Source organism: Eubacterium sp. AF34-35BH, from assembly GCF_003477765.1.
Taxonomy (GTDB): Bacteria; Bacillota; Clostridia; order Lachnospirales; family Lachnospiraceae; genus Eubacterium_G.
In genome coordinates, this window is record NZ_QUDZ01000007.1 from 83,711 (window position 1) to 104,804 (window position 21,094).

Annotated in this window: 18 protein-coding genes; 17 read left to right on the top strand and 1 reads right to left on the bottom strand. The window is 33.8% G+C overall.

The genetic code is table 11. From position 1 onward, the window contains the following. Nucleotides 1-200: 200 nt before the first annotated feature. The 11 genes from folD (at nucleotide 201) to rpe (ending at nucleotide 12,516) form a co-directional block, all read left to right on the top strand. Nucleotides 201-1,046 carry a bifunctional methylenetetrahydrofolate dehydrogenase/methenyltetrahydrofolate cyclohydrolase FolD gene (folD, locus tag DWZ69_RS09175; RefSeq protein ID WP_117999119.1) on the top strand — a complete coding sequence of 282 codons (846 nt, stop codon included), beginning with the start codon at nucleotides 201-203 and terminating at the stop codon, nucleotides 1,044-1,046. Between the two features lie 55 nt (nucleotides 1,047-1,101). After that, nucleotides 1,102-3,330 (top strand): primosomal protein N', encoded by a 2,229-nt coding sequence (priA, locus tag DWZ69_RS09180; protein ID WP_117999118.1) that lies wholly within the window; start codon nucleotides 1,102-1,104, stop codon nucleotides 3,328-3,330. Nucleotides 3,331-3,344: 14 nt separating this feature from the next. After that, complete coding sequence (gene def / locus DWZ69_RS09185; protein WP_117999117.1) at nucleotides 3,345-3,836, top strand: peptide deformylase; 492 nt, start codon at nucleotides 3,345-3,347, stop codon at nucleotides 3,834-3,836. Nucleotides 3,837-3,928: 92 nt separating this feature from the next. Beyond that, nucleotides 3,929-4,849, top strand: coding sequence for a methionyl-tRNA formyltransferase (fmt, locus tag DWZ69_RS09190; RefSeq protein WP_117999116.1), 921 nt, complete (start codon nucleotides 3,929-3,931; stop codon nucleotides 4,847-4,849). A 32-nt stretch (nucleotides 4,850-4,881) separates the two neighbouring features. Then, nucleotides 4,882-5,589, top strand: a complete 708-nt coding sequence (locus DWZ69_RS09195; RefSeq protein ID WP_118436859.1) for a zinc metallopeptidase — start codon at nucleotides 4,882-4,884, stop codon at nucleotides 5,587-5,589. Next, nucleotides 5,579-6,931, top strand: coding sequence for a 16S rRNA (cytosine(967)-C(5))-methyltransferase RsmB (gene rsmB, locus DWZ69_RS09200; RefSeq protein WP_118436861.1), 1,353 nt, complete (start codon nucleotides 5,579-5,581; stop codon nucleotides 6,929-6,931). Before DWZ69_RS09195 ends, rsmB begins: the two co-directional genes overlap by 11 nt. A gap of 1 nt (nucleotide 6,932) precedes the next feature. Further along, on the top strand, nucleotides 6,933-7,991 hold the full coding sequence (gene rlmN / locus DWZ69_RS09205; protein WP_118436862.1) for a 23S rRNA (adenine(2503)-C(2))-methyltransferase RlmN: 1,059 nt from the start codon (nucleotides 6,933-6,935) through the stop codon (nucleotides 7,989-7,991). Beyond that, a complete protein-coding gene (locus DWZ69_RS09210; RefSeq protein ID WP_199521877.1) occupies nucleotides 7,984-8,739 on the top strand; it encodes a Stp1/IreP family PP2C-type Ser/Thr phosphatase in 756 nt (251 codons plus the stop codon). Before rlmN ends, DWZ69_RS09210 begins: the two co-directional genes overlap by 8 nt. Before the next feature lie 4 nt (nucleotides 8,740-8,743). After that, entirely contained in the window at nucleotides 8,744-10,765 is a 2,022-nt protein-coding gene (gene pknB / locus DWZ69_RS09215; protein ID WP_117999112.1) for a Stk1 family PASTA domain-containing Ser/Thr kinase, read from the top strand. Nucleotides 10,766-10,963: 198 nt separating this feature from the next. Then, entirely contained in the window at nucleotides 10,964-11,830 is an 867-nt protein-coding gene (gene rsgA, locus DWZ69_RS09220; RefSeq protein WP_347497522.1) for a ribosome small subunit-dependent GTPase A, read from the top strand. Nucleotides 11,831-11,856: 26 nt separating this feature from the next. Next, nucleotides 11,857-12,516, top strand: coding sequence for a ribulose-phosphate 3-epimerase (gene rpe, locus DWZ69_RS09225; protein ID WP_118436864.1), 660 nt, complete (start codon nucleotides 11,857-11,859; stop codon nucleotides 12,514-12,516). 250 nt (nucleotides 12,517-12,766) lie between these two features. Here the strand turns inward: rpe and ychF are convergent, their stop codons facing one another. Next, a complete protein-coding gene (ychF, locus tag DWZ69_RS09230) occupies nucleotides 12,767-13,864 on the bottom strand; it encodes a redox-regulated ATPase YchF (protein WP_117999109.1) in 1,098 nt (365 codons plus the stop codon). A gap of 365 nt (nucleotides 13,865-14,229) precedes the next feature. Between ychF and lgt the strand changes: the two genes are divergently transcribed. From lgt to DWZ69_RS09260, 6 genes are all read left to right on the top strand, one after another. Next, entirely contained in the window at nucleotides 14,230-15,111 is an 882-nt protein-coding gene (gene lgt, locus DWZ69_RS09235; protein ID WP_118436866.1) for a prolipoprotein diacylglyceryl transferase, read from the top strand. Between the two features lie 470 nt (nucleotides 15,112-15,581). Next, nucleotides 15,582-16,031: a division/cell wall cluster transcriptional repressor MraZ gene (mraZ, locus tag DWZ69_RS09240; protein WP_117999107.1), complete on the top strand. Its 450-nt coding sequence runs from the start codon at nucleotides 15,582-15,584 to the stop codon at nucleotides 16,029-16,031. Nucleotides 16,032-16,058: 27 nt separating this feature from the next. After that, nucleotides 16,059-16,994 (top strand): 16S rRNA (cytosine(1402)-N(4))-methyltransferase RsmH, encoded by a 936-nt coding sequence (gene rsmH, locus DWZ69_RS09245; protein WP_117999106.1) that lies wholly within the window; start codon nucleotides 16,059-16,061, stop codon nucleotides 16,992-16,994. Nucleotides 16,995-16,996: 2 nt separating this feature from the next. Beyond that, entirely contained in the window at nucleotides 16,997-17,458 is a 462-nt protein-coding gene (locus DWZ69_RS09250) for a hypothetical protein (protein WP_118436868.1), read from the top strand. Between the two features lie 2 nt (nucleotides 17,459-17,460). Then, nucleotides 17,461-19,329 carry a penicillin-binding protein 2 gene (locus tag DWZ69_RS09255; RefSeq protein WP_117999104.1) on the top strand — a complete coding sequence of 623 codons (1,869 nt, stop codon included), beginning with the start codon at nucleotides 17,461-17,463 and terminating at the stop codon, nucleotides 19,327-19,329. Nucleotides 19,330-19,458: 129 nt separating this feature from the next. Next, complete coding sequence (locus DWZ69_RS09260; RefSeq protein WP_118436910.1) at nucleotides 19,459-21,093, top strand: penicillin-binding transpeptidase domain-containing protein; 1,635 nt, start codon at nucleotides 19,459-19,461, stop codon at nucleotides 21,091-21,093. Nucleotide 21,094: the final 1 nt, after the last annotated feature.

Below are 21,094 nucleotides of genomic sequence, written 5' to 3' on the forward strand. Positions count from 1 at the left end.
TCTGTGGAACAAATAAGAAAATGTATGTTTTGAAAATTTTGAGAATAAACAACATTATAAGAAAGTGCTTGGAAGCCGTCGGTTCATAAAGGTGACGAAAGCAGCTTTACAGAACCGCTACGAGCTGGAAGCAGTGGAAGCGTGCTTTCGTTAATTTGTTTATTCTCAAAATAGTAAAACAGAACTAAAAAGGAGAAGAAATGGCAAAGATTATAGATGGAAAAGCTATTTCAGCAGAAATAAAAGAAGAACTAAAAGAAAAAGTAGCTGAATACAAAAAGCAGGGAGTTGAAATTACGTTAGCTGTAGTTAAAGTTGGAAATGACCCTGCATCAGCAGTTTATGTAAGGAATAAGGAAAAGGCATGTGAATATGTAGGCATTACATCAAGAACATTAGCACTTCCTGAAGAAACAACAGAAGAAGAACTTTTAAAAGTAGTTAATGACTTAAATGAAGACAAGGCAGTAAATGGTATTTTAGTACAGTTGCCACTTCCAAAGCACATTGACGAAAGCAAAGTTTTACTTGCAATTGACAGTAACAAGGATGTTGATGGATTCCATCCTGTAAATGTTGGTAAAATGGTTATTGGTGAAGAAACATTTCTTCCATGTACACCGGCAGGTATCATTGAAATGCTAAAAAGAACAGATGTTGAAATTTCAGGCAAGGAATGTGTTGTTATTGGCAGAAGTAACATTGTTGGTAAACCAATGTCAATGTTAATGTTAAAAGAAAATGCTACAGTTACAATTGCTCATTCTAGAACAAAAGACTTAAAGGAAGTAACAAAGAGAGCAGATATTTTAATAGCCGCAATTGGAAAAGCTAAGTTTGTTACAGCTGATTATGTAAAAGAAGGTGCTGTAATAATTGACGTTGGTATGGACAGAGATGAGAATGGCAAGTTATGTGGAGATGTGGATTTTGATTCGGTTTCACAGGTTGCAAGTGCAATTACTCCTGTTCCGGGAGGCGTTGGCCCTATGACAGTTACAATGTTATTAGTGAACTGCTTAAGAAGTGTAGAATTAAACAAATAAAGGCTAATTCACTTATTAGCCATAAAAAAGATGTTTATAATGAAAGGATGGTTGTATGTTTGCAAATATAATAGTTGATATTTCACATGAAAAATTAGACCGTCCTTTCGGATACATCATACCTAAAGAACTTGAAGATAAAATATCCGTAGGAACAGCCGTAATGATTCCTTTTGGAAGAGGAAACAGACTTATTTCAGGATATGTTATTGAAATAACAGATACCCCCGGCTTTGATGTAAGTAAAATGAAACCAATTCATTCTGTTGTAGAAAATGCTACATCAGTTGAGGGAGAGTTGATTAAACTTGCCTGGTGGATAAAGGAAAACTACGGTTCAACTATGAATCAGGCACTAAAAACAGTAATACCTGTAAAACAAACAGTACGAGGTATTGAGAAGAAAACCATTGTTCTTAATTTATCTAAGGAACAGTTAGAAGAAAAAATTCAGACATATACGAAGAAAAACGCAAAAGCAAGAGTCAGACTTTTAAATGAATTAAGTAACACAGACAGATTATCAAAGAATCTGGTTGTGGATAAATTAAATATATCAGCAGGCACATTAAAAGCAATGGAACAGCTTGGAGATATTATAATAGAAACTGACACAGGCTATAGAAATCCTGTTAAAAAAATTGAGCAAAAAGCATATGATATTATTTTAAATGAACAGCAAAGACAGGTTTCAGAAAACATAAAAAAAACTATGGATTTCAGAAAGGACAGTAAGCCCAATATTCATTTAATCCATGGAATTACAGGAAGTGGAAAAACAGAAGTATATATAGATTTAATTGACTATACAATCAGTAAAGGAAAAGCGGTAATAGTTTTAATACCGGAGATTGCATTAACATACCAAACTGTAATGAGATTTACAAGAAGGTTTGGTGACAGAGTTTCAATTATTAATTCAAGATTGTCAAAAGGTGAGAGATACGATCAGTTTGAAAGAGCAAAAAACGGTGATGTTGACATAATGATAGGTCCAAGATCAGCGTTGTTTACACCTTTTAAGAATTTAGGTTTAATAATAATTGACGAGGAACATGAAAGTGCCTATAAAAGTGAATCAGTGCCTAAGTATCATGCAACGGAAGTGGCAATAAAAAGAGCAAAAGACGTGGGAGCAACGTTAGTATTAGGATCAGCCACACCTTCTGTAGAATCTTACTATAGGGCAAAAAATGGCGCGTATAAGCTACATGTATTAAACAAAAGAGAGAAAGGTAATTTACCGGAAGTACATGTAGTTGATTTAAGAGAAGAATTAAAGAATGAAAATAAATCTATTTTTAGTATTGAATTACAGAATTTGATAAAAGACAGATTAGAAAAAAAGCAACAGACAATGTTGTTTATAAATAGAAGGGGCTATGCAGGATTTGTGTCCTGTAGAGATTGTGGTGAAGCAATAAAGTGTCCCCATTGTGACGTAACGTTAAAACTTCATAGAAACAGAAAGTTAGTTTGCCATTATTGTGGTCATACAGAAAATATGCCTACACTTTGTCCAAAATGTGGTTCTAAATATTTGGGCGGTTTTGGAATAGGAACCCAGCAAATTGAAACTGCCGTAAAGAAAATGTTTCCTCACGCAAAAGTTTTGCGAATGGATGCAGACACAACTTCAAAAAAAGGTGGGCATGACGAAATTTTATCAGCCTTTGCTAACAGAGAAGCTGATATTTTAGTTGGCACACAAATGATTGTAAAAGGTCATGACTTTCCGGGAGTTACCTTAGTAGGTGTAATTGCAGCTGACATGTCATTGTATTCATCAGACTATTGTGCAAATGAAAGAACATTTCAACTTATTTGCCAGGCAGCAGGTAGAGCCGGTAGAGGTGAATTGCCGGGCATTGCCATTGTCCAGACCTATTCACCTGACAATTACAGCATCGAAACAGCAGGCAGACAAAATTATGAAGAATTCTATGAAGAAGAAATTGCTTACAGAAAACTTATGAAGTATCCGCCGGTATCGAACATGGTTTCCATTTTACTTCAGGGAAGAGAACAGAAGCAATTAATAGAAGTTACTAATTATTTAGTGGAAATAATAAAGAATTACAAAGATAAATATTTTAAGGAACTGTTTGTTATTGGACCGGCAGATCCACCTGTAGGAAAAATAAATGACATATACCGAAAAATAATTTACTTAAAAAGTGACAGCAGACAGGGAATTATCCAATTAAAAAATTATTTAGAAGATGTTATAAACAGTTCACAGAAATTCAAAAAAATTAATATACAATTTGATTTTAAAGCGTAGTAAAGGAGATAAAAATGGCTATAAGAAATATTAGAGAATTAGGGGAAGAATGTTTAAGAAAGGTATGTAAACCTGTAAAAGATGTTAATCTTAGAACAAAGATTTTAATAGGCGACATGTTTGATACAATGTATGAAGCAAATGGCGTTGGACTTGCAGCACCACAGGTTGGAATTCTTAAAAGAATTTTTGTAATTGACTGTGGTGATGAAGAAGGAAACAGTGTGCCATATGTATTCATTAATCCGGAAATTTTAGATAGAGACGGAAGTCAGACAGACTATGAAGGCTGTCTTAGTGTACCTGGAAAATCAGGTAAGGTAACAAGAGCCAACTGGGTAAAAGTCAGAGCTTACAATGAAAAAATGGAAGAATTTGAAATGGAAGCTGAAGGCTTACTTGCAAGATGTATTCTTCATGAAAATGACCATTTAGATGGTGTAATCTATGTAGATAAAGTAGAAGGTCGTTTATACAATAACGAAGAGTTACAAGATGAAGAATAAGTAATTGCAGAGACAGTTACTTATAACTACAGAGAGAAAAACAGATAATAGTAAGGTACAGTATATAATTGTGCTTATTAATGGAGGAGTATATGAGAGTAGTATTTATGGGAACACCGGATTTTTCAGTTCCGGCTTTAGAAAAAATTGCAGACAAACATGAGGTTGTGGCAGTTGTAACACAGCAGGACAGACCAAAGGGACGTGGACATAAAATGCAGTTTACTCCTATAAAAGAAAAGGCGGTAGAACTAAATATACCTGTTTATCAGCCTGAAAAAGTCAAGAATCCTGAATTTGTTCAAGTATTAAAAGAATTAAAGCCTGATGTGATTGTAGTAATTGCATTTGGACAGATTCTCTCAAAAGAAATTTTGGATTTACCAAAATACGGTTGCATAAATGTTCATGCATCATTGCTTCCTGAATATAGAGGAGCAGCGCCAATTCAATGGGCTGTAATTGATGGCAAAAAGGAAAGTGGTGTTACAACAATGTACATGGCAGAAGGCCTTGATACAGGTGACATAATAGACAAGAAGATTGTGGAATTAGATAAAAAAGAAACAGGTGGCAGTCTTTTTGATAAATTAGCAATTACAGGTGGTAGTCTTATTTTAGAAACATTAGAAAAGTTGGAAAATAATACTGCAGTAACTATTCCACAGGATGATGATAAGTCAACTTATGCAGGTAAAATCACAAAAGAATTAGGTCATATAGATTTTACAAAGTCAGCAGAAGAAATCGAGCGATTAATCAGAGGACTTAATCCATGGCCAAGTGCATTTACATATCTTGATGAAAAGGTATTAAAAATATGGGATGCAGATGTTATAGATGAAGAAGTAGTAGAAGAGCCGGGAACAATTATTAGTACAAATAAAACATTAAAAGTTGCCACAGCAGATGGCTATTTGGACATTAAGGAATTACAGTTACAGGGGAAGAAAAGAATGGACGTTGTATCCTTTTTAAATGGATATAAAATAAATTCTACAAAATTAGGTTAAACTATATGAAGTTTTAAATAGGAGGTAGTTGTATGCTTTACGGTTTTTATTTTGATCCAACATATATTTTGATTATTATTGGCATGGTTTTATGTCTAGCAGCATCGGCTCATGTTAATTCAACATTTAATAAATATTCAAGAGTGAGAAGCAATTCGGGAATGACAGGTGCTCAGGCAGCACAGAGAATTTTGGAATCACAGGGGATATATGATGTGTCAATCAGACATATTTCAGGTAATCTTACAGATAACTATAACCCATCAACAAAGGTATTAAGTTTGTCAGATGCAACTTACGGAAGCACAAGTGTAGCGGCAATTGGTGTGGCGGCTCATGAGTGTGGTCATGCAATGCAGCACAACAAAGGCTATGCACCAATATCCGTTAGAAATGCGCTAGTACCATTTGCTAACTGGGGTTCAAGATTATCATGGGTTTTAATTATTATAGGTATTATCTTTTATGGACAGGGAACAGGTCAGACAATGATTAATATTGGTATATTTGCTTTTTCTTTAGCCGTTTTATTTCAAATTGTCACATTGCCTGTAGAGTTTAATGCGTCAAACAGAGCCATTAGAGTTTTGGAATCCACAGGTATTTTTGGAACATCAGAATTAAAATGTACCAAAAAGGTACTAGGGGCAGCAGCTTTAACATACGTTGCGGCAGCAGCATCATCGATTTTACAGTTATTAAGATTAATCCTATTGTTTGGAGGACGAGATGACGACTAATGGTAATCCACAGGTCAATTTAAGAAATATTGTTTTAACTATGCTTTGTAAAGTAGAGGACGGAGCAAAAAGTCATATTGTTTTAAAAGAAACATTAGACAGTTACGATTATTTAGATAAACAGAAAAGAGCATTTGTAACTGTTTTGTTTAAAGGCACAATTGAAAGACAAATAGAGCTTGATTATATTATTAATCAATTTTCAAAAACAAAAGTTTCAAAAATGAAGCAGGTAATTAGAAATATAATCAGACTTTCTGTATATCAGCTTAAATACATGAACAATGTACCTGACTCGGCAGCCTGTAATGAGGCAGTGAAGCTTGTTAATAAAAGAAAAATGTCAGGGCTAAAAGGTTTTGTTAATGGTGTTTTAAGAAACATATCAAGAAGTCTTGATAAAATAGAATATCCAAAAGATAAAAAAGAATATTTGTCTGTGTGGTATTCAATTCCTATGTGGATAATAGAAATGTGGTCCGAGCAGTATGGAATTGAGAGAACAGAACAGATTTTAAATAGTTTGTATGAAACAAATGAGTACACAACCATACGAGTAGATTCTAATAAGATGTCACCTAAGCAGGTTGTTGCTGAGTTTGAAAAGGAAAACATTTCCGTAAAACAATCAGAACTTTATGGAAATGCTTTGTATATTAAAGGTTACGATTCTCTTGAAAAGTTAAAGTTGTTTGAAGATGGCATAATAACTGTACAGGACGAAAGTTCCATGTTAGTAGGTCTTGCAAGTGGAGTTAAAGAAAATGATTATGTTATGGATGTTTGTGCGGCTCCAGGCGGGAAGAGTATTCACATAAGCCAGCTTATGAATGGAACAGGAACGGTTCAGGCAAGAGACTTAACAGAGAATAAAGAAAGATTAATTAAAGAAAATATTTCCCGAATGAAAATTAAAAATATAGAAACAAAGGTTTGGGATGGAACAAAAGAGGACAAAGAGGCTATTGGAAAAGCAGATGTTGTTATTGCAGATGTTCCATGCTCAGGACTTGGAATTATTGGAAATAAAAGTGACATAAAGCACAATGTTTCTAAGGAACAGATTTTTCAGTTAGTGGAAATTCAAAGAAAGATATTAGAGCAGGCATGTAAGTATGTTAAAATAGGTGGTAGATTAGTCTACAGTACATGTACTGTAAACAAATACGAAAATAATGAAAATGTAGAATGGATAGAGAAAAATTTACCATTGAGAAGAACTGATTTCGGAGAGCTTTTTCCAAAGAAGTTAGATAATGGGAATGGCATGATTCAAATATTCCCAGGAGATTACAACATGGACGGATTTTTCATATCAGTATTTGAAAAAATAAAGGATTAATATGGACGAAAAGAAGGATATAAAATCTTTTAATTTGAAAGAATTAAAAGAAGAAATGGAAAAAATCGGTGAAAAGTCTTTTAGGGCGAAACAGATTTATCAGTGGTTACATAAAGAAAAAGTTACTGATTTTGAAGAAATGACAAACATATCAAAGGCCTTAAGACAAAAATTAAATGACCAGTACGAAATTAGAAATGTAAAAAAGCATGAAGTTCTAATTTCGAAAATTGATGGTACAAGAAAATATCTTTTTGAAATAAAAGGCGGCTCCATAATAGAGAGTGTTCTTATGAGATATCATCATGGTAATTCAGTATGCATATCAACACAGTCAGGTTGCAGAATGGGCTGTAGATTTTGTGCTTCAACTTTAAATGGTTTAGAGCGCAATTTGACAACTTCTGAATTGTTAGGACAGATATATGAAATTGAGAAAGACATTAATGAAAAAGTTTCCAATGTAGTTCTTATGGGAAGCGGGGAACCTATGGACAACTTTGATAATGTAGTTAAATTCATTCAGATGATTTCAGATGAAAATGGAGCTAACATCAGTCAGAGAAACATAACACTTTCAACATGTGGAATTGTACCGAAGATTAATGAGTTGGCAGACATGCATTTTCAAATAACTTTAGCATTATCACTTCATGCATCAAACAACGAAACAAGAAAAAGCTTAATGCCTATTGCATATAAGTATTCTATTGATGAAGTAATAAATGCCTGCAAAAATTATTTTGCCAAAACAGGCAGAAGAATTACCTTTGAATATAGTCTTGTGGCCGGACAGAATGATACTGTGGAAGAAGCCGATGCTTTATGCAGATTAGTAAAAGGAATGAATTGCCATATTAATCTTATACCTGTAAATCCTATAAAAGAACGCGATTATGTTCAATCCGGTAAAAAAGCAGTAGAGCAGTTTAAAAACAGGGTTGAAAAAAATAAGATAAATGTTACTATAAGAAGGGAAATGGGCAGAGATATTAACGGTGCCTGTGGACAGCTTAGAAACGAGGCAATGAAAGGAAGAAAGGAGGAAAGCAATGTCTAGAGAAATAATAAATGCTTTTGGAAAAACAGACGTTGGATTAATGAGAACAATTAATCAGGACAGTATTTTCACATCTATTGAACCAATAGGTAAGCTCCCTAATCTTTTTATTGTTGCTGACGGTATGGGAGGACATAAGGCAGGTGACGTTGCATCCAGGGCTGCAATTGAGAAGTTCGTAAAGTATGCATGTACAACTCACATGTCAGATCCTGCAAATATTTTAGATTCAGGAATTATATCAATTAATAAAGAAATATATGACATGGCAATTTCAAACAAGGATTATAGTGGTATGGGAACTACTTTTGTAGCGTGCTCAATAGTGGATAATCATGTATATATTGCTAATGTTGGGGATAGCAGATTATATTTAATCGGTAGAGATATCAGACAGATTACAAGAGATCATTCTCTTGTTGAAGACATGGTAAGAATGGGAATGATTGACAAGGAGGAAGCAAAAACTCATTACAAAAAGAATGTAATAACAAAAGCTATAGGGGTGGCAGAAGACAGAACTGCAACACCTGATATTTTTGAAATAGAAATATCAGACGGTGAGAAGCTTTTGTTATGCTCAGATGGTCTTACAAATATGGTTGAGGACTATGAAATTAAAAAGATAGTAACCAAAAACGAAAGAATCGAGGATGCAGTAAGAGCATTGATTGATCAGGCAAATGAGAATGGTGGAAAGGATAATATATCAGCAATTCTAATACAACCTGTATTGGGCAAGGAGTAAAACTATGTTGGAAAAAGGGAATTTTATAAATAACAGATATGAGATTATTAATCCTGTTGGAGCAGGTGGTATGTCTGATGTCTATAAAGCAAAAGATCATAAATTAAACAGAAATGTTGCTATAAAAGTATTAAAAACAGAATATAGCAAAGATAAGAATTTTGTATCAAAATTCAGAGTAGAGGCACAGTCAGCTGCAAGTCTTATTCACCCTAACATTGTAAATGTATATGATGTAGGTGAAGATGATGGACTATATTACATAGTTATGGAACTTATTGAAGGCATAACTTTAAAAAAATATATTGAGAAAAAGGGCAAGCTTTCTTTTAGAGAGACAATTAGCATAGCAATCCAGATTGCCAACGGAATTGAGTGTGCCCATAACAATCAAATTGTTCATAGGGATATTAAACCACAGAATATTTTAATATCCAGAGAAGGCAAGGTAAAAGTAACAGATTTCGGTATTGCAAGGGCAGCGTCTGCCAATACAATTAACGGAAATGCAATGGGATCTGTGCATTATATATCTCCTGAACAGGCAGGCGGACAATATGTTGACGAGAAAAGTGACATATATTCCCTTGGTATTACAATGTTTGAAATGTACACAGGTCGCGTTCCTTTTGACGGAGAATCAACTGTGTCAATTGCTCTTAAGCATATTCAGAGCAATGTGCCAAGTGTACGTGAATATGTACCAACGGTGCCTGTAAGCATTGAGAAGATTATTCTTAAATGTACACAGAACAAAGCTGACAGGAGATATCCAAAGATATCATTACTTATATCAGATTTAAAAAGAGCTTTGGCAGAGCCAAATGTTGATTTTGTACAGTTGGACACATCAAACATTGGTGGTTCAACAGTCATGATTACAGATGATGAAATTAACCAAATTAGAAAAGGCTCAAGTGATAATAGAAAAGATACAGTTGAAGATACTTTAGATGACGAAAACGATATTGATAAATTAAATCCTAAAATGGACAGAATTGTGTCTGTTGGTGGAATTATTATTGGAATTATCGCTTTATTAATTGCAACTGTAGTAGCAACATTATTTATTAGTGATAATAATTTTGATTTCGCAAAAAAAGCAGAAACAGTAGAGGTTTCAACTGTTCCATCAGATAAGACTATTGTACCTAATGTTTTAGGTCAGACTTTAGATGATGCAGAACAATTACTTCATAAAAACTATTTAGGATATAAATATGATTCAAATTATGTATATAGCGATATTTATCCTAAAGATACAATTGTTTCACAGTCTATTGATTCAGGAAAAATGGTTGATAGAAACGAAACAGTTACTTTGGTAGTAAGTAAGGGAGCAAAGAAAATTACAGTTCCATCAGGTATTGTAAATTCTTCATTGGAAACAGCCAAAGATACAATCAAAAAAGCAGGTCTTAAAACTGAGGTTGTATATGAATACAGTGACAGAAGTATTGATGTGGTTATTTCATGTTCACCATCAGAAAGAGCATCTGTTTCAAAGAACAGTATTGTTACTTTAAAAGTAAGTAGAGGAAGAACAGTAAGGGATAATCAGAGTGTATACACAGTGCCTAATTTAGTAGGAATGGAACAGGGAAAAGCTCAGGCTAAGATTTCATCATCAGGATTTGGCATTGGTGCTGTTAGAGAAGTTTACGATGAAAAAATTGAAAAAGGAATTGTTATCAGACAGACTCTTAAAGCCGGTACTTCAATCCCATCAGGGGCTACAATAGGTTTAGTAGTAAGTAAAGGACCGGAAAATCCGGAAGAGTACAAGGCAACATATACATTTGCTTTGGAAGATTTAGTTGACTCTGATGGAAATCCTATTACAGAAGGTGTTGTAAGTGTTGCTGTTGACGAAGTTTTACAGAAAGTAGACAAAAAACACTCAGATGTTTCTAAGTGGGATGGAGATTACACAATGGACTTAACCAGCGAAACAAAGGGGAAAGCTACTATTGAGTTGTTCGTAAATGGAAAGAGTGTAAAGAAAGATACAGTTAAATTTAAATAGAAAAGCCCACCCGTAAGGGTGGACTTATCTATGTGAAACTAAAATACACAAACATATAATTTGCTAAGGTGGATATTTATAATATGCACAAGTGATTTGTCAAGGCAGATTATTTATATTAAGTATAGGTGATTCGTCACAGTAGATTATTTATTAAATACAAGTGAGGGTGATATTATTAAAAAGCAGGGCAAGATAATAAAAGGAATAGCGGGATTTTATTATGTAATAGCAGAGGAAAATATATACGAGTGTAAGGCAAAAGGCGTTTTCCGAAATAAAAAGATAAAACCGTTAGTAGGTGACAATGTTGAAATTGACATTATTGATGAGGAAAAGAAAAAAGGTAATATAACTTTAATAAAAGAAAGAGAAAACGAATTAATGAGACCGGCTGTTTCTAACATAGATCAGGCTATGATAGTTTTTGCGGTAAAACAACCGGATCCTAATTTGAACCTTCTAGACAGATTTCTTGTAATGATGGAGTATCAGAATATTGAAACTATTATATGCTTCAATAAAAAAGATATTGGCAATGAAGAATATATGGATTATCTGAAAAATATTTATAACCTTGCCGGATACAAAGTAATATTTGCCAGTGCCACAGAAGACGAAGGCGTGCATAAAGTAAAAGAACTTTTGAAGGGAAAAACAACCGTTTTTGCAGGTCCTTCAGGTGTTGGGAAATCTTCAATGCTCAACACATTGACAAAAGATTACACAATGGAAACAGGAAGTGTAAGTGAAAAAATAGGAAGAGGCCGTCATACAACAAGACATTCTGAAATGTTTGAGATTGACAAGGATACATTTGTGTTTGACACGCCGGGATTTAGTTCACTGTTTGTTCCGGGAATGACAAAAGAAAAGTTAGAGGACTGTTTCCCAGAATTTGGAGAACATCTTAATAATTGTCGTTTTGTAGGTTGCGCTCACAATAACGAGCCGGACTGTGCTGTAAAGGATGCTTTAGAGGAAAACAAAATTGCACAGTCAAGATATGATAATTATATTTTAATGTATAACGAATTAAAAGAAATGGAAAAACAGAGATATTAAAATAAGAAATAAATAAGGAGAGAATTATGATTAAATTATCACCATCAATTTTATCAGCAGATTTTGCAAATTTAGGACAGGACGTAAAAAGAATCGATGTAGGAGGCTGCGATTGGATTCATGTGGATGTTATGGATGGAATTTTCGTTCCAAATATTTCTTTCGGTATGCCTGTTATTAAGGCAATCAGAAGTTACACATCAAAATTTTTTGACGTACACTTGATGATAAAGGAACCAATCAGATATATTAAAGAATTTAAAGCTGCAGGCGCAGATTTGCTTACAATACATGTGGAAGCCTGTGAGAACGTAAAAGAAACTATTGATGAAATCAAAAAACAGGGCATGAAAGTGGGCTTGGCGATAAATCCTGAAACAAAAGCAGAAGAAGTGTTCCAATACATTAATGATGTTGACATGGTTTTAGTAATGACAGTACATCCGGGATTCGGTGGTCAGTCATACATAGATGATTGTACAGACAAGGTAAAAGTAATTAGAGAAAAAGCAAATTCAGAAAATAAAGATTTGCTTATACAGGTAGATGGCGGAATTACAACAGCTAATGTTGAAACACCAATTAAAGCAGGTGCCAATGTAATAGTTGCAGGTTCGGCAGTATACAAAGGTGATGTGGAAGGAAATATTAAAAACTTTAAAGAAATCTTTGAAAATGTAAAATAAATATTAGATAAGATAACATGAGTTAGTACAGCATACTCTATTATAGATGTGCTTTATTGTAGTCTTTTAAGTGGAATAGAAGGTAGTGGCTCATAAAGTTTTTTAGATATGAAAAAAGAAAAAAATATTACATAAAAAGCGTAAGATTAGAAATGTTAATCTTACGCTTTTTATGTAATGGAGAGAATGTCGCAAACAACATCCTCTATTATATAATAGTAAATTTTCGGAAAATTCTACTACATAATAATTAAACATTAAATCTAAATGTAATAACGTCGCCGTCTTTTACAACATAGTCTTTACCCTGGAGACCAACTAAACCGGCTTCTTTTGCATCTTTCATAGAACCACATTTAATTAAGTCATCGTAGGCAACAACTTCTGCACAAATAAAGCCTCTCTCAAAATCAGTATGGATTTTGCCGGCAGCCTGTGGAGCTTTAGTTCCTTTCTTGATTGTCCAGGCTCTTGTTTCGTCTTCGCCTGAAGTAAGGTAACTGATAAGTCCAAGAAGAGAGTAGCTTGCCTGAATTAATTTATCTAATCCTGACTGCTTAATGCCTAAGTCTTCTAAGAACATTTGCTTTTCATCGTCGTCAAGTTCTGCAATTTCCTGTTCGATTTCTGCACTAATAACAAAAACTTCGCAGTTATTGTCTGCTGCAAATTTTCTAACAGCGGCAACATGGTCATTTGAGTTGCCATCATCAGCTAAATCATCTTCTGAAACGTTAGCTGCAAAAATAACAGGCTTAGCTGTTAATAAGTTATATTCCTGAAGCCATGCAAGTTCATCTTCGTCTTCAGTTTCAAATTTGATAGCAAGATTTCCATCTTCAAGGAATTTCTTCATTCTTTGCTGGAAATCAAGTTCTTTTGCAAGTGCCTTGTCATTTCTTGCGCCTCTTGTTGTCTTTGCAATTCTTCTTTCTAATATTTCAACATCAGAGAAAATTAATTCAAGATTAATTGTTTCAATATCTCTAATAGGATCAACGCTTCCGTCTACATGGATAACGTTAGTGTCTTCAAAACATCTTACAACATGTACGATAGCATCAACTTCACGAATGTTGGCAAGAAACTGGTTTCCTAAACCTTCACCTTTTGAAGCTCCTTTTACAAGTCCTGCAATATCAACGAATTCGATTACGGCAGGAATAGTTTTTGCTGAGTTGTACATTGCTGTTAATTTATCTAATCTCTCATCCGGAACAGAAACAACACCTACATTTGGATCAATAGTACAAAAAGGGTAGTTTGCTGATTCAGCACCGGCTTTTGTTAAAGAATTAAATAAAGTACTTTTACCTACATTTGGTAAACCAACTATACCTAATTTCATTTTTTGTTCCTCCATTCTTTGGTAATACCAAAGGTAAGTTTATCATATTTTTACAAGTGGGGCAATGCACAATAATAGATATTATGGGGCTTGTGTATAATACTTATTGTGCTTGTACAATAATAGTTGTTACAAAGCGTGTGATAATAGTTACTATGCCTGTACAATTATAGTTATGGTAGGGTGGGCAATAATATTTGCTTGGGGTTGAATATATTTCCTGTAACTGATAAGATAAAAAACAGAAAAAAGGTGATCTTGCAATACGAAGTTTCTGTTCCGGTATAAGGATTAGTTATTTACCATAAATATGAATCTTATATATGTTGTAATGTGAGATCATTAGCAAAAATAAGGAGAGACACATGGACATTCAATTTCCAAATTTACACATTAATATAGAAAATTTACCTAAGAGTTTTAATTTCTTTGGGGTGGATATCGCTTTTTACGGGTGCATAATTGCCCTGGGTATGATTTTAGGCATTGCACTTGTTTGTTATATAGCAAAGACTTCAGGTCAGGACTATAACGAATACATTGATTTTGCGTTATATGCCATTATTTTTAGTGTAATCGGAGCAAGATTATATTATGTAATTTTCAGTTGGGATTATTATGGAAAACATCCAAACGAAATATTAAATATAAGAGAAGGTGGACTTGCAATTTACGGTGGTGTAATAGCAGGGGTACTTGTATGTTTAATATATACAAGGGTGAAAAAACTTTCGTTTAAAAAAATTGCAGACACTGCAGTATACGGTTTAATACTTGGACAGATTATAGGAAGATGGGGCAACTTCTTTAATAGAGAAGCTTTCGGTGGGGTAGCAAAAGACTCCAGCCCATTAATGATGAAAATATTCTTCGGTGACAAATACAGCATATCTCAGGTGCCTGATGCAGTAAGACAGGGGATGGAAACATTAAAAGGCAAAACATTAAGTGAAATAGGATATATACAGGTACAGCCAACATTTTTATACGAATCCCTTTGGAACCTGTGTGTTCTAATATTAATGCTTACTTTTAGAAAAAAGAAAAAATTTGATGGCGAGATTTTATTATGGTATTTACTTGGCTATGGAACAGGCAGAGCCATTATAGAAGGTATGAGAACAGACCAGTTAATAATGCCTGTAACGGGGTGGCCGGTATCTCAGGCATTGTCAATAGTAGTTGCGGCGGTAGCACTGACTATAATAATTGTTAAACGTGTGCAGATAAAAAGAGCACAACAGTAATAAAAATATGAAAAAAATAATAAATGATATAAAGTAGATTATAAACTGAATTAAAAATTAAATAAGAAATTAAATAAGAAATAACTGAAAAGAGAAACTGTTATGTTGATAACACCTAGTGTGTAAGTCGACCTGACAGTTTTTCTTTTTTTGCTATTTGTCAAGCTTAGGAGGGAACTATATTTTTTATTTTTGCACAGAAATGGTTAAAAAATATTTTTCCCCACAAAAATATGAAAAAATAGGAAAAATTCCCCACCAGGCGTAAATTATCATGTGAAAAATAGAAAAACAGCCCTATTTATGGGAGAAAATACCACAAAATTAATTTCATAAAAAATAAAAAAATGGTTGCAATAATGATGGAAATGGTATAGAATTTACCTATGAGTGGTGAATTTTACCCATAAAGTGGTGAAAAGTGGTGGAAATATTAGGAATTAAGCAGAAGACAAGAGTAGGTGAGTTATATGTTTACAGGTGAACAAACTCAAAAAATGGATACTAAAGGCAGAACAGTTATCCCTTCAAAGATAAGAGATAATCTTGCCGAAAGACTTGTTGTTACAAGAGGTATTGACAAGTGTCTTTTTGCATACCCTGAAACCACATGGAAAGCTTTACAGGAAAAGCTTAGTAGTTTACCATTTACCGACAAAAAGGTAAGAAGTTTCAATCGATTTTTCCTCGGTGGTGCGGAAGCCCTTGATGCGGACAAGCAGGGACGTGTGCTTGTACCTTCAACATTAAGGGACTATGCATCTTTAACAAGCCAGGTTGTCTGGGTTGGCGTAGGTGATCACATTGAAATTTGGGATATAGATAAGTGGAATGAACAGATGGATGAATATCTGTTAAGCGAAGACGCAGAAGAGAAGATTGAAGATTTGGCAGATTACATGGCAGGTCTTGGAGTATAAGAATTAAGTAATGGAAAGAAGGTCAATATGGATTTCAAACACATATCAGTTCTTTTGGATGAAACCATTGATGGCTTAGATATAAAACCTGACGGAATATATGTTGATGGAACATTAGGTGGTGGTGGTCATTCATACGAAATATTAAGGAGACTGTCACCGAAAGGAAGACTGATTGGTATAGATCAGGATGGAGAGGCTTTAAAAGCAGCAGGAGAGCGTTTAAAAAAATTTGAAAATCAAATTACATTAGTAAGAAGTAATTATTGTGAAATTGATAAGGTACTAAAAGAATTAAATGTAGAAAAAGTAGACGGCATACTTTTAGATATAGGAGTTTCCTCATATCAGTTAGATAATTTAGAAAGAGGTTTTTCTTATAAATCAGATGCACCTCTTGATATGAGAATGGACACAAGACAGGAACTTACAGCAGCAGATGTTGTAAATACTTACAGCGAAAATGAATTATTTAAAATAATAAAAGACTACGGAGAAGATAAATTTGCAAAGAACATTGCAAAACATATTGTTTTAGCCAGAAAGGAAAAGCCTTTAGAAACTACAAAGGAGTTAAGTGAAGTAATTAAAAGAGCTATTCCAATGAAGGTTCAGGCAAAGGGTGGACATCCTGCCAAGAAAACATTTCAGGCTATTAGAATTGAAGTTAATCAGGAATTAACAGTATTAAAAGAATCTATTGATAAGATGATTGATTTGTTAAAACCAAATGGAAGAATTTGTATTATAACTTTTCATTCACTAGAGGACAGAATTGTTAAGACAAAGTTCAGGGAAAATGAAAATCCATGTACTTGTCCACCAAATTTCCCAGTGTGCGTTTGTGGGAAAAAGTCAAAAGGAAAAGTTATAACAAGAAAACCAATTATTCCATCAGAAGATGAGATAGAAGAAAATAAGCGGGCAAAAAGCTCAAAGCTAAGGATATTTGAAAGGTGTTAAATATGAACGGGGTAAGAAGCAATTATACAAGTGAATTTGTTTATGGTAATATAGCAACTCAGTCTGTACCAAGTAGAGAACAGATTGAGGTACAGAGAAAACACAAAAGACATACAGTTGAACAGGAAGAAATTAAAGGGCTAGCAATGAGTGCACCTTTAGTTGTATTTTTTGCAATTGTAACAATGGTGTGTTTGGTTATGAGTGTAAGTTATTTACACATGCAGTCAAACATTACAGCAACAAGAGACAGTATCTCACAGTTAAAAAGTCAGATTAGCACAGTGCAGTCACAGAATAATGCGTTAAATTATTCAATTAGCAGCTATGTTAATGTTGACCATGTTTATAAAGTGGCAACAACTAAGTTAGGTATGAAACAGGCAACTGACAAACAGATATCTACTTACAAGGCAAGTGACAGTGGATATACATTACAGTATGGAGATATACCAAGAAAGTAATTATGAGTGAGAGAAGACAAGTAAGAAGGAAAAAACCAAGATTAAGATTTAATAAGAGAATGGGTAGAAATCTGGGAATTATTTATGTAATAATTGTCGGATTTTTACTTGTATTATGCGGAAAAATTGCATATATAAATGTGGCAAAAGGTAATACTTATTCAATTCAGGTATTACAACAGCAGAGCTTTACCAGCAGGGTTATACCCTTTAAACGTGGTGATATAAAAGACAGAAACGGTAATGTGCTTGCAACAAGCGTTATGGTTTATAATCTTGTAATTGACTCAAAATTAATCATGAATAGTGAAGACAATAAATATTTAGAGCCAACAGTGGAAGCTTTAACTAAATATTTTGATTTTAATAAGGAAGACTTGATAACAAGTATTAAGGAGCGAAAAAACAGCAGTTATTGGGTGGCAAAAAAAGAATTAAAATATGAGGAAATAGAAGAGTTTCAGGATTATGTTGCGGGAAAACTTGCTAAAACAAAAGAAGAAAAGGAAACAGTAAGTAATGTGAAAGGTGTCTGGTTTGAAAAGAACTACAAGCGTATGTATCCGTATAATACATTAGCATGTAGTGTTCTTGGATATTCCAACCTGAATAATGAGGCATCAATGGGAATTGAAAGCAGTTACGGAGAACAGCTTAACGGAATTGCAGGGCGTGAATATGGCTATATGGATGCTGAAAATAATATGGAAACAGTAGTTAAAGACGCTACTAATGGAAACAACGTTATTTCTTCTATAGATATGAACATACAAAGAATTGTTCAAAATGCCATGAAAAAATATATGAAGAAATACAATCCTAAAAGACTGGCAGTTGTTATTGCAGATCCAAATACAGGTGAAATATTGGCAATGGGTGATGACACTACTTTTAATTTGAATAATCCTACGAAAAGGCCTACAGGTTATACAAAGGCACAGTGGGACAAGTTTTCAAGAAAGAAAAAGTCAGAAGCCTTAAATGAAATTTGGAATAACTTCTGTATTACAGATTCTTTTGAACCGGGTTCTACAGCTAAACCATTTACAGTGGCTGCGGGAATTGAGGAAAATTTAATTAATCAGAAAACAAAATTCACATGTGATGGTCATGAAAAAGTAGACATATACACAATTGACTGTCACGATAAAAGTGGTCATGGATTAATTGATGTTAAGACAGCGGTAGCACAGTCATGTAACGATTACATGATGTTTATTGGTAGAAAGTTAGGCACATCATTATTCCAGCAGTATCAGGAAAGATTTGGTTTTGGCATGAAAACCGGAATTGATTTACCAGGTGAAACAAGAGGTATTGTTTATGATAAGAAAAGTGGTATGAATGCTGTGGACCTTGCAACAAACTCATTTGGTCAGAACTTTACAGTAAACATGATACAGATGGTGTCAGGATTTTCTTCATTAATTAATGGAGGTTATTATTATGAACCACATGTCGTAAAACAGGTGGTAACAGAAAATGGTGATTTAGTTAAAAACTATTCAAAAACATTAATAAAAGAAACTGTAACAAGAGATACTTCTGAATTTATAAAGAAATGTTTAAGAGAAGTAGTATTAACAGGTACAGGTAAAACAGCAGCCATACCGGGATATACTGTTGGTGGAAAAACAGGTACAGCCGAAAAAGTATACACATCAGGTAAGGTAAAAGGAAGAATTAAAAATCAGTATATTCTTTCATTTATAGGTTGTGTTCCTTGTGAAAATCCACAGGTTGTATGTTATACAATTATGGATAGCCCAAAGGATAATACAGAAGCAACAGCGTACAACACAGAATTTTGGACATACATTATGAAACAGGTATTGCCATATATGGGAATAGAAAAAACAGAAAAAGAATAGAATTATAAAAAACATTCTGGAAGCGGTAATTTGAATAAAGTTAAAACAATTAACCGAAAATTATTACTGATTTATGTTTGGGGAATAATTTTATTTTTAGTTTTGGTAACAGGAAAATTAGTATATTTAATGGTCTTTAAATCCCAATATTATACGAAAAGAGCCCTTGAGGTTCAGGAAAGAGAAAGAAGAATAAAGGCTCCACGAGGGGAAATTTTAGATAGAAACGGTAAGGTCATTGCAAGTAATAAGACAGTGTGTACCGTTTCTGTTATATATAACCAAATTAAAGAACCTGAAAAAATTATAGAAATATTAACAAAAGAATTAGAGCTTTCCAAAAGTGAAGTCTCTAAAAAAGTAAACAAAATAAGTGTAAGAGAAAAAATAAAATCTAATGTACCTAAAAGGGTAGGTGATAAAATCAGAAAATATAATTTGTCAGGGGTAAAGGTTGACGAAGATTATAAAAGGTATTATCCTTATGGAGGTTTAGGTTCAAAAATTTTAGGGTTTACAGGCTCTGATAATCAGGGGATTATTGGCTTGGAGATTCAATATGAAAAGTACCTGAAAGGAAAAGATGGGACTATTTTAACACCAACAGATTCAAGAGGCATTGAAATGAAAAATGCTCTTGAACAAAGAAGGGAACCTGTAACAGGTAATAGTCTGGTAACATCCATTGACTTGAATATCCAGCAGTATGCTGAACAGATTGCCTACAAAACCTTAGAAGTGAAAAAAGCAAATTATGTTTCAATTATTGCAATGAATCCGAACAACGGTGAAATATTGGCTATGGTCAATGCACCTGAGTTTGATTTAAATAAACCATACAACTTAAATTATACAACTAATGAAAAAATTTCTTCTAAAGAAAAACAGGATTTACTTAATAGAATGTGGCGAAATCAATGTATTAATGATACTTATGAACCGGGTTCTACATTTAAAGTGATAACTTCCACAGCAGCTTTGGAAAATAATCAGGTGACAATGGACACAAGATTTAGCTGTCCGGGCTTTAGGATTGTGGACGATAGAAGAATAAGGTGTCATAAAACAACAGGTCATGGAAGTGAAAATTTCCTACAGGGAGTTATGAATTCCTGCAATCCGGTTTTTATAGACGTAGGATTAAAGGTAGGCAAGGAAAAGTTTTATGAGCAAATGAGAAAATTAGGGCTAATGAACAAAACGGGAATTGACTTGCCAGGGGAAGCCTCAACAATTATTCATAAGCTGAAAAATGTTGGTAACGTTGAATTGGCAACAATGTCTTTTGGACAGTCGTTTCAGATTACACCTATGCAGTATCTTGTTGCAGCAAGTGCAGTGATTAATGGTGGAAAAATTGTCACACCTCATTTTGGTATTAAAGCCATAAACAGCAATGGAAAAGTTGTAAAACAATTTAAGTACAAAAATAAGAACAACGTTGTATCTAAAAAAACATCAGATACAATGAAATTTATCCTAGAAAAAGTAGTTTCAGAAGGAACCGGAAGCAAAGGAAAAGTGGAAGGATACAAGGTTGGAGGGAAAACTGCAACTTCGCAGAAACTGCCAAGAGGTTCAGGAAAATACATAGCATCTTTTATGGGTTTTGCTCCGGCAGATAATCCACAAATAATAGCAATGGCAATTATTGATGAACCAAAGGGGATATATTATGGTGGGCAGGTTGCTGCTCCGGTAATAAGTGAGCTATACAAAAATATTCTTCCATATTGGTTGGAAGAAAAGAAACAAGGAGAGTAAA

Excerpts from the sequence above, each read along its gene's own strand:
- folD (WP_117999119.1), top strand. The coding sequence starts at position 201 with ATGGCAAAGATTATAGATGGAAAAGCTATTTCAGCAGAAATAAAAGAA.
- priA (WP_117999118.1), top strand. The coding sequence starts at position 1,102 with ATGTTTGCAAATATAATAGTTGATATTTCACATGAAAAATTAGACCGT.
- def (WP_117999117.1), top strand. The coding sequence starts at position 3,345 with ATGGCTATAAGAAATATTAGAGAATTAGGGGAAGAATGTTTAAGAAAG.
- fmt (WP_117999116.1), top strand. The coding sequence starts at position 3,929 with ATGAGAGTAGTATTTATGGGAACACCGGATTTTTCAGTTCCGGCTTTA.
- DWZ69_RS09195 (WP_118436859.1), top strand. The coding sequence starts at position 4,882 with ATGCTTTACGGTTTTTATTTTGATCCAACATATATTTTGATTATTATT.
- rsmB (WP_118436861.1), top strand. The coding sequence starts at position 5,579 with ATGACGACTAATGGTAATCCACAGGTCAATTTAAGAAATATTGTTTTA.
- rlmN (WP_118436862.1), top strand. The coding sequence starts at position 6,933 with ATGGACGAAAAGAAGGATATAAAATCTTTTAATTTGAAAGAATTAAAA.
- DWZ69_RS09210 (WP_199521877.1), top strand. The coding sequence starts at position 7,984 with ATGTCTAGAGAAATAATAAATGCTTTTGGAAAAACAGACGTTGGATTA.
- pknB (WP_117999112.1), top strand. The coding sequence starts at position 8,744 with ATGTTGGAAAAAGGGAATTTTATAAATAACAGATATGAGATTATTAAT.
- rpe (WP_118436864.1), top strand. The coding sequence starts at position 11,857 with ATGATTAAATTATCACCATCAATTTTATCAGCAGATTTTGCAAATTTA.
- ychF (WP_117999109.1), bottom strand. The coding sequence starts at position 13,864 with ATGAAATTAGGTATAGTTGGTTTACCAAATGTAGGTAAAAGTACTTTA.
- lgt (WP_118436866.1), top strand. The coding sequence starts at position 14,230 with ATGGACATTCAATTTCCAAATTTACACATTAATATAGAAAATTTACCT.
- mraZ (WP_117999107.1), top strand. The coding sequence starts at position 15,582 with ATGTTTACAGGTGAACAAACTCAAAAAATGGATACTAAAGGCAGAACA.
- rsmH (WP_117999106.1), top strand. The coding sequence starts at position 16,059 with ATGGATTTCAAACACATATCAGTTCTTTTGGATGAAACCATTGATGGC.
- DWZ69_RS09250 (WP_118436868.1), top strand. The coding sequence starts at position 16,997 with ATGAACGGGGTAAGAAGCAATTATACAAGTGAATTTGTTTATGGTAAT.
- DWZ69_RS09255 (WP_117999104.1), top strand. The coding sequence starts at position 17,461 with ATGAGTGAGAGAAGACAAGTAAGAAGGAAAAAACCAAGATTAAGATTT.
- DWZ69_RS09260 (WP_118436910.1), top strand. The coding sequence starts at position 19,459 with ATGGTCTTTAAATCCCAATATTATACGAAAAGAGCCCTTGAGGTTCAG.